At 47.4% G+C, this 6,996-nt stretch carries 2 protein-coding genes; both read left to right on the top strand.

What is annotated here, in order from left to right; translation table 11 throughout:
- Positions 1-546: 546 nt before the first annotated feature.
- Positions 547-5,472, top strand: a complete 4,926-nt coding sequence (locus tag GTO89_RS11105) for a P-loop NTPase family protein (RefSeq protein ID WP_161262144.1) — start codon at positions 547-549, stop codon at positions 5,470-5,472.
- A 378-nt stretch (positions 5,473-5,850) separates the two neighbouring features.
- Positions 5,851-6,993: a hypothetical protein gene (locus tag GTO89_RS11100; RefSeq protein WP_161262143.1), complete on the top strand. Its 1,143-nt coding sequence runs from the start codon at positions 5,851-5,853 to the stop codon at positions 6,991-6,993.
- Positions 6,994-6,996: the final 3 nt, after the last annotated feature.

Genomic DNA, 6,996 nt, shown 5'->3' with positions numbered 1-6,996 from the left:
TAATCTAATAAATAAACGTTCGGTCAATACACTGCCGAACGTTTTTGCACGTGTCTCCCAAGTTGTGGAAGGAATTACCGAGTCAAAGTACATTAAGTCTTTGGTAATACCAAGTCCCGACTACCGGGCGAATCTGCGCGACTGGCGGGATAAGGACTTTTCACTATTGTTCCATTAACGATCCAATAAAATCAAGGGTTGCATCGGTTATCACTTCCAAACGCAGCATATCGATTCCGTGGTGTGACGCTCAACGTCACATAATGAGACCATTAATTTCTGTTTGAAGAACAGTTGCAGGCAATTCCGAATTAAGATTATTATTAAAGTAAATTAGGCATTCGTTGGTCGGCTTTGATTCTATGATTAATTAATGAATGAACTGGCACCTACACCCCGCCGAACATAAGATACCGAGTGGCGAACAAATAGTTTGGGCAGTCTGGAGTAGTCAGTCACCCTTCCGATATATAACTTGGGGAGTTGGTTGGTCTGAGCCGTTTGCACTCAATCTCCGGCTGTGAGGATACAGAGCGAAGGGCAGACGTGGTATTTGTCCATGGTCTTGGTGGAGATGCCTTTGATACATGGCGACAGGATAAAAATCCTGAAACCTATTGGCCCAACTGGGTAGGCCAGGAATTTCCTGAAGTCGGCGTATGGTCCCTCGGTTACGCGGCGTCCCCGACAAAATGGGCGCGAGTTTGGTCACGCTTCTGCGGATCGTTCTCCAAAAGCACAGGTGACTTCGGATACGCGATGTCCCTTCCGGACCGTGCACGACAGGTATTAGACTTACTTGTGCAATATGGTCTTGGGAAGCGGCCGATCATGTTCATTTGCCATAGTCTAGGTGGTCTTCTCGTTAAGCAGATTCTTAGGATGTCGTTTGATACTGCTGAGGCTTCTACAGAGCGATCCATATTTGATAACACTTGTGCGGTCCTCTTTCTTGCTACGCCTCACCAAGGAGCAGACCTCGCCACACTCCTAAAATCTTTTCGCGCTGCGTTCCCTACCCTGGCTATTGAAGATCTACAAGCACACAATGCACACCTTCGGGATCTTTTCGAATGGTATCGTAATCATGCAATGGCAGGAGTTCAAACACGCACTTACTATGAGGCGCGGCGCATCGGAGGGTTTCTCATTGTTAATCCAACCTCTGCACATCCCGGAGTGGGTGCGAGTCCAGTCCCGCTTGATGAAGATCACATCTCTATCGCCAAGCCGCTAGATCGCAATGCACAAGTGTACGTTGCCGCAAGGGACCTGATTAGGGATCACGTGCTGAATCCAGCATCTGTTTGGATTTACCGCAAGGACATGGAGGCGCTCAAAAGGCAGACCAGGGTGACGGAAACGGATCTGAGCGAGTTGACCAGACTTCGAATTGGTGAGGCCGAGATTAAGATTACTCGGCGATGCGTTCAAGAACTACGACGTCAGGTCGAAGATCAGTCCATGGTTGTTGTTGGCGAGCCTGGAGCCGGCAAGTCGGGAGCACTGCACGATTTGGTCTCTACCCTTCTGCAAGAAGGAAGGGACACCGTATTCCTAGCGGTTGATCGAATAGATGCTGAATCGCAATCCCAACTCAGAGAACAACTCGGGCTGGAGCACGACCTTGATGAGGTCCTCGAAAACTGGAGCGGTGACCAACCTGCCTTTCTAGTGATCGACGCCCTGGATGCGGCCCGATCCGAGCGGACAGCGCAGATGCTCTCGAATCTTTTGGCTCGGATAGTACGAACCAAGAGCAGGTGGCGGGTGGTTGCGTCGATTCGAAAGTTCGACTTACGACATAGTCGGGATCTCCGCATTGTGTTTAGCGGGCGGCCGCCTCTCGATGATTACAAGGACCCAGAATTCTCCGGAGTCTGCCACGTACAGGTTCCTACATTCTCCGAAGAAGAACTCTCAGAGGTAGCGGCAAGGTCCGCAGAACTGCGAAACCTTATAGAGTCTGCAGATAGTACGCTGAAGCATCTATTGCGGGTACCGTTTAACCTGCGTCTTATGGGTGAGCTACTCGGCGAGGGCGTCTCCATTGAGGAACTTACCCCGATTAGAACTCAAATTGAGCTCTTTGACCGGTATTGGGAGGAACGGGTAGTTCAACCGCGAGACGGTCAGCGTGACGCTCGGGAGGAGGTGCTTCGACGGGCCGCCTCTCAAATGGTGGAGAATCGAATGTTGCGCGTTTCGCGCGCTCAAGTTGTTACCCCAGGGACAAGCCGTGCGCTCGATCAGATTCTCAGCAAGCATGTGCTGCTTGAATGGCAACCTACGCCTACTTCACGTCCCGATGACTCGAACCTGGTGTTTGCACATCATGTGGTGTTTGACTTTGCGGTTGAGCGGTTGATACTCCGAAGCGGAGTCGATTTAACAGAGAGGTTGGCTTCTGATCCCGAACTGGTCTTGGTCATTCGTCCTAGCTTAGACATGCACTTCCAGCACGTCTGGTCCCTTGATGACTCCCGTTCGCTTTTTTGGGAACTTGTTCTGCGAGTCATGGAGGATACTCGTATTCCTGAGGTCGGGAAGCTAATTGGCCCTATTATCGCGGCTACATCCAGTGCAAAAATGTCTGATCTTAGGACGATCCTCGATGACCTTGAGGACCCTTCGCGAACGACCAGCGCTGAGGCAGCATTACGGCACGTAATCGGTGGGCTGTTGGCAATGGCGCCTGCTGATATAGCCCGCCGGATGATTGGTCAAGCTGCCGGCCCATGGGCCGACCTTGTTGAGTATTTGAGTCAACGAAACTCCCGTAACGTGGCCTACATTGTTTGCATGCTACTTATACAATTGTGTGAAAGATTAACGGCTTTGACTGATGAGCAGCAGATACAGGCTGGAGTTGCTGCGAGAAATCTCCTGAAGTTTGTTTGGTCACAAGAACCAAGGAATGAATGGCTAGTCAAAAACGCCATTACCTGCGTCTGCCAGACCTATTGCAGCAATCTAAAGGCCTCTAGCAGTTTATTGAGGTTTGCGCTCCGAGTAGAGCATCTAGCAAAGCACGGTTATCAGGAAGTGCTCTTGCTGGCTCGCGAAGCCCGGAATATCATGAACTGCGACCCCGCCTTTGTCCGAGACCTATACATCGCGGCGTTTGGCTACGTCGAAAGAAGCGAAGGTGTGACGTTAATCGGCGGAAGCAGCATCCTCCCTTTGACTTCAAACCGCCGTCAAGACTACGATATTGCTTTGTACCAGCTCGGGGAGGATTTCGGAAGTTTCATTGAGCAGGCCCCAGTTGAAGCTGTCCAAGCGCTAATCTCTATAGTTGAGCACCACGTTCTAACTGGACATACTCGTCAACCGGAAAACGTCCATGAGGAGACCTTTCTGGTTGATGGGGTCGAGGCGGTTATCCGCAAGGACGATAGCTCATTTTGGGATGGTGGCTTTAAGCATCGTCACGATGAACCTCTAAAAATGATGGACACTTTCCAAACCTATTTTACGACCCTTGGTGTGGATCTGAGTCAGACCAGACTACGCCAGCAACTACTCAACTTATTGGTCAGGCTCAACCGAATGGCTGCCTTGTGGCGGCGTGTACTCATTTGCGGAGCAGAGGCACCTGCTCTTCTTGGTTTGGAGGTTCGATCTCTGGGCTGGTCTTTGCCGCTTCTAAAGTGCCCCGATACGAGCAACGTAGCGGGGGATTTCCTTCGGGCTGTATATAGTTACTTGTCCCATGAAGACCGAGAAAAGATCGAGCGTGCCATCCTTTCCATTCCCTCGACCGTTGACGATGATTTCCTAGAGTTAGGCGAGAGGGTGCGTGACCGCTTGCTGGGTTGCCTCCCGACACATCTCGTCTTCACAGCAGAGGCATTCCAGCAAATTTCCAAATTGGCTGCTACTGGTGGCCCCCCAGAAAATGTGCCTCCCTTCCGAATGGGTACTTTTATATCAAGAGAGTACAGCGCAAGAGATCATTTGGCTAATCAGGGAGTTCCGATTGATGATGCTGCAAACCGTAGAATCCAGGAGTTGGAGCAACCCGTTATGTTGTTCATCAGGGATTATCAAAACGCTCAGCCACCCCTAGATGCAGTTAAAGATGCTCTACCCATCCTATGTAAGCTTCGGGACGCCCTATCGAGCGCGGAAGCGGATGGTGTTCACCCCAAACAGCAGAACCACTCGTGGGGAAATCTGATGGAGGCATGTGCCTGTGCTGCAAAGTGTGCCGACCTTAATTGCGATGAGGAGCCTGGTGCGTTTTTGCTATCTGTCTTGCGGGAAGCATCACAGCATCCAGAGCCTAGGAGCCGCCCTGAGTATGACGCTGAGTTTGACGAAACTCCACACTGGGGTAAACCCGCTGCACGCATTTATGCTGCTGCAGGCTTGGCAGAACTTGCCTGCTTCCCTTCAGGTGCAAATCCGGAGTTGCTGGCGATTCTGGAGGGTTTTGTCGGTGATCCCGTGCCATCCGTGCGATATCAAGTGATCGTTCGGTTACTAAATCTCCATCAGACTGCCAACGCCGTCATGTGGGGGCTGATTGATCGTGTGGTAATGAAGGAATCAAATCGTGGGGTGCTACATGGCCTACTACATGTTGTCCTTGCTCCATTGGCAAGCGAACATCCCGATAAGATTATTGAATTGGTGCGGCAAATCTTCGACCGTACATCCCCGTGTAAGCCCCTCCGGGTGGCATGTGTGGAGATCTTCGGGGGATTGTTTCTATGGCAGGCCCATGTAGGTGCCGGAGAAATGCTCCAGCCTATCATTACGAATCCGTTGACTCACTCTGTCGAATGCCACCGCTTCGTGGCCGAGTTACGTGACACGTTGACGATCGGTTTGGTGGAACCCACCAAACCCGAACGGTTGTCTGTTCGGAAAAGAACGTGGACCGTTCTGCTACAGGTGTTGCAGGTAGCCAAGGAACAGTGGAGGCTTCTCGTGGCACTGGCACAAGAACAAGGCGGGTGGTCGGAGGAGCTACAGCAACAGGCCCGTGACCTAGCCCAAATTGTTAATACCGCAAGCATGGATGTCTACTTTTCTTCGGGCGCCTACCATAACAAGCAGGCTTTGGAGGATACAAATGCGATTTCGCTCAGCCCGGACAGTCAAAGACTCTTCTTGGCCGAAGCCGGCGAGGTGCTTGATGTACTGGCGGATTTCTCCTTTGCCAGAGTCACCCACCATCTACTAGAGACGCTAGAGTACCTAGTGCCAGTGGATCCGGTTAGAGTGTTCCTCCGTATTGGTCGCACCGTATTTGTTGGTCAAGAAGGAGGTTATCAGTACGACTCTATGGCCGCCGATTTGGTTGTCAGGATCGTCGAGCGCTACCTAGCGGAGTATCGAGGGATCTTCCGGAACAATCCAGATTGTCGGCGTACACTTCTGGAACTGCTCGATGTGTTTGTAAAGGCTGGTTGGCCAAGCGCACATAGGTTGACATACAGGATGGATGAGATTTTTCGATAAACCTCGTACTTAGACTAACAATATCCTGCTGAGAATAAGTCTTTGCATAACAAAGAGAGGTGCCTCGTATTTAGGGGGGCACCTCTTAGTTTCTTAACGCACGAACTGGATAAGCCCACATTCCGCAAATTCTCATGTTAAAACCCTTGTTCAGCGAGTTGGAATTCAACATTATAAGATGCGTTGCGGCTGTGACGGCGACGCTTAAGAGATGGGGGGAGGAAGGGCACATTTGGGGCAGGAACGTGTGAAAATAACTATCGTATAGTGACGAAATTATTGAAGTGCTTTATAATAAATACACACTATATTATCCTTACAAAATATTACAAATAATAAATACCCAGTATTCTTGTTGTTGTAAAGGTGGAGGTTGTTATGAAGAAAACAAATAACATGGGGCATTATGTTGTCAATACTTTTTTAAATCAAAGGTCAATTTTTTTTGAATTATTCTTGGTTGCGTTTTTATTAGCATTTGGAACAAATCTTTTAACAAATTATTTATTTGAGCTAAATGATATTTCTAAATTAACTTGGCTTTGTATAGGATTAGCCCTTATATTTATTCCGCTAAGTGTCCTTTTTGCAAAAAAATTCAGATCAATGAAGTGCAAAGTTGTGTTTCCTTGTGTACTAATATTTAACAAGCAAACGAAACAATTAGTAAATATACCTGGTTACGATTTTGGTGAAGAAATACCTAAAATTTTATCATCAACGTTCTTAGAGAAAAAGGCGCTTAAGTTGAATTGGGAAAAAGATAGTCTTAATATGGTTTCGCCAAATAACCAAAATAACCAACAAATTAATTCAAAAAAATTGTTATTAGAGGCTATTGAATATTATTTGTTGGAAAATTTATCAGCCCATTTGTCTGATTTTTTTGCCAACAAAAAAGGATACAAGCTTTGCATATATAACCGGGACAACATAAGTGACCTAAGAAAGAACAGAATCTTAGACTTGTTTACAACACCTACAGACGAACGAGAGGCATTTATTAATGAAGATGGGAGTAAAAAAATTCTAAAAATAATTAAATGTACTGATAAAGAGCAGGTTTTACATATGGCATTTTGTAATGGTGCAGTATACAGGCGTTTTGAATTAACACTCCCACAAGATAGTGTAACAACAAGAAAAGATGACGGAATTATCACAATTTCTACACCCATGATAGAAATAGAATTCCGCATTATATTTGACGGATTTAGCACAACCCTTCCGGAGCTATTTGATAGGTATTACTTAAAAGTCAATAACGGTAATTTAATAACTCACTACTATGTCGAAATACAAGTTTTTGTAAGATTTAAAAGAAGATCATTATTCTCGATAGGATGGGAATATCACGCCTGGATTGATTCGTTTTTAAATTCATTAAGTATGAAGGTCAACAAAGATGAGTTTTTAGAAGAGATAGGATGGAAAAAGGTTGAAACACTCTTGCATATAATGCGTGAGCAAAATACACCGGTTGTTTCTACGGAAAATACTAAATCAGGGAAGGAGAAATAAAAA

The sequence above is a fragment of the Heliomicrobium gestii genome (genome assembly GCF_009877435.1).
GTDB lineage: Bacteria > Bacillota > Desulfitobacteriia > Heliobacteriales > Heliobacteriaceae > Heliomicrobium > Heliomicrobium gestii.
This window is presented reverse-complemented; position numbering and strand designations above follow the sequence as displayed.

What these genes read in the sequence shown, in the direction of transcription:
- GTO89_RS11100 (WP_161262143.1), top strand. Translation starts at nt 5,851, where the DNA reads ATGAAGAAAACAAATAACATGGGGCATTATGTTGTCAATACTTTTTTA.